Raw genomic sequence first — 2,725 nt, forward strand, 5'->3', positions numbered from 1 at the left:
GATTCGGCTAATCTAAGAATAAGCAGTTTAAATAGGGTTTGCTGAATAAATGTGAAATGTAGTCAAGGTAGGGGTTTTGTGGCTTTACGAGCGAAACAGGTGCAAGATTTTTGCGTCTTCATCGGCCCGCGTTCTGTAGGGGCGAAGCATTCGGGCAATAACCTATCGGTGAAACCGGAGATTTTCTATCCGAATGCTTCGCCCGTACTTTTTGCCGCAAACCCTAAATATGTCTTAGCTTACCAGCGCGTCCGCTTCGCTCTAATCTCAATCCTGTTGTGGCAACGATATCAGAGTTTTGTTTTTTACTTTTTGAACAGTCAACCAAACATTTAAACCGTCCACAACTGCTGTTGCCGTTGTGCTAGAATGGCGAAAAATTCCCCCGATTGATGATTATGTTAGCAGAATTAGCCGCCGCCGAAATCGCTAAAATCGCCTTTGAAGCTGTTATCGGTAAATTAACGGAAGGAGCAATGGATAAAGGTGTAGAATTGTGGCAAAAAATTAAGCAAAAGTTACAAAAGGAACCCACCGCAGCCAAGGTTTTAGCGGCAGCCGAACAAACTAAATCCGAGGCAATGATTGAACAGCAAGTGGTTCCTTTTTTACAGGTAGAAATGCTCAAAGACCCCAATTTTGCCCAAGAAATCCAAATCCTAGCACAACAAATTATGACAATTAATCAGAATCAAACAGAAACGAAAACTCAAATTGGTACACAAATAAACAAAGATATTAAACAACAATTGAACATTCAAGAAGTTAAGGGTGATTTAAATCTAGGAATCCCTCCTGAATGACTGGCGGATCTGCACGCAACAGCAGACGCAATAGAAAATAATCGCAGTAGTCAAAGGAGTATTTTCAGGGGAGGAGATGCTCGAAAAAGTCTCGTCCATTGGCAGGGAAGGGAGGAGGAAATCACCCAAATTAAGCAGTGGTTTACTGATCAAAATGTTGCGATGATTGGCATCAAAGGAGTTGGAGGAATTGGAAAATCTACCCTAGCCAGCAAAATTTTTGAGGAGAAAATTACCCTCGATCCTTCCCTAGGGGACGATGAAGATTTATTCCCAAAACGCTTTTGGTGGGAAGCGGGAAATCTGGGCGGATTTAGTGGTTTAGCTCGCCAATTCCTGACGGACTTTGGTTATCCTGTCCCCGAAAAAGAAATAGATTTACAGGAAGCTTTAATCAGACAATTGCAACGCCATCGCCACCTAATTATTATCGATAATCTAGAGAGTTTATTAGGGGAAGATGGTTCTTGGAATAATGAATTTTATCAGCAGTTTTTCACTGCTTGGATAGAAAAAGGTGACACCAGCAAAATTATAGTCACCACCAGAGAAAAGCCAAAAACTAGGGGTTTTAACCGTTGGATTGAGCTAAAAGGTTTGAAACCACCTGAAGGGGCGCAATTGTTAGCAGAATCGCAAATAACAGGGGATCTAGAGAACTTTTCTCGACGGGTGGATGGTCATCCATTACTCCTGCGATTGGTGGCGGATTTAATCTTAGCAGAATTTCCGCAAAACCCCAGTTTAGAAAGGTTAGCGGATTTAGGATTAGGAAATTTATCGCAACTTTTGAGCGATCCGCAGGTGGTGGGGAGCCATCGTCAAGAGACAGTGGGAATTGCTTTAGTTTTAGATGCTAGTTTTCAGCGACTTAGCCAAAGACAGCAGGAATTATTCACTAAAACCAGCATTTATCGCCGAGAATTTGATTCTCCGGCAGCCAAAGCGGTGATGGATAATTACCCGGAGATCGCACTATCCGAGATCACGGCAGATCTGCGAGAATTACAGCGACGATCATTATTAGAAGAAAAAGAGGAAAATCGCCAGCGAATTTTTAGTTTTCAGCCTTTAGTTTGGGAATATGCACAATACAAAGCCGGCGATCAAAGGGAATTACACCAAAAAGCGATCGCCTATTATCTTTCTATTGCTCAACCCGACTCCTGGGAAATCCTCAACGATGTGCAACCTTACCTAGAAATTTTCTATCATTGCTATCAGTTAACCGAGTACGACAATGCTTTTGATATTCTCCGTGCTATCGAGAATTTTCTCACCCGACGGGGGTATTATCAAACCCTAGCGGATTATTACCTTGAATTAGTCACTGTTTACCAACAACAGGAGGAGCAAACCAACCGGAAATATTTCGCATCCCTCACCAGTTTAGGCAATGTTTACAAATCCCTAGGAGAATACCAAAAAGCGATCGAGTTTCATCAACAGTCCTTAGCAATCTTTCGGGAAATCGGTGATCGGGGGGGTGAAGCGAATTCCTACATGGGTTTAGGCAATGTTTACAATTCCCTAGGAGAATACCAAAAAGCGATCGAGTTTCATCAACAGTCCTTAGCAATCTTTCGGGAAATCGGTGATCGGGGGGGTGAAGCGAATTCCTACAATAATTTAGGCAATGTTTACGGTTCCCTAGGAGAATACCAAAAAGCGATCGAGTTTTATCAACAATCCTTAGCAATCAAACGGGAAATCGGTGATCGGGGGGGTGAAGCGAAATCCTACAATAATTTAGGCAATGTTTACGATTCCCTAGGAGAATACGAAAAAGCGATCGAGTTTCATCAACAGTCTTTAGCAATCGAACGGGAAATCGGTGATCGGGGGGGTGAAGCGAAATCCTACATGGGTTTAGGCAATGTTTACTATTCCCTAGGAGAATACCAAAAAGCGATCGAGTTTTA

The 2,725-nt window shown here is 42.5% G+C and carries 2 protein-coding genes; both read left to right on the forward strand.

The annotated features are described in order from the left end of the window. The first annotated feature begins 398 nt into the window (after positions 1-398). Positions 399-803 (forward strand): hypothetical protein, encoded by a 405-nt coding sequence (locus IM500_RS05365; RefSeq protein ID WP_043998810.1) that lies wholly within the window; start codon positions 399-401, stop codon positions 801-803. A gap of 162 nt (positions 804-965) precedes the next feature. After that, positions 966-2,725 (forward strand): tetratricopeptide repeat protein (locus IM500_RS05370; RefSeq protein ID WP_287737903.1); only part of this gene is annotated, 1,760 nt, incomplete at its 3' end.

The organism is Microcystis sp. M179S2 (assembly GCF_020245805.1).
Lineage (GTDB): Bacteria > Cyanobacteriota > Cyanobacteriia > Cyanobacteriales > Microcystaceae > Microcystis > Microcystis aeruginosa.

Coding starts and splice junctions, on each gene's coding strand:
- IM500_RS05365 (WP_043998810.1), top strand. CDS start 399: ATGTTAGCAGAATTAGCCGCCGCCGAAATCGCTAAAATCGCCTTTGAA.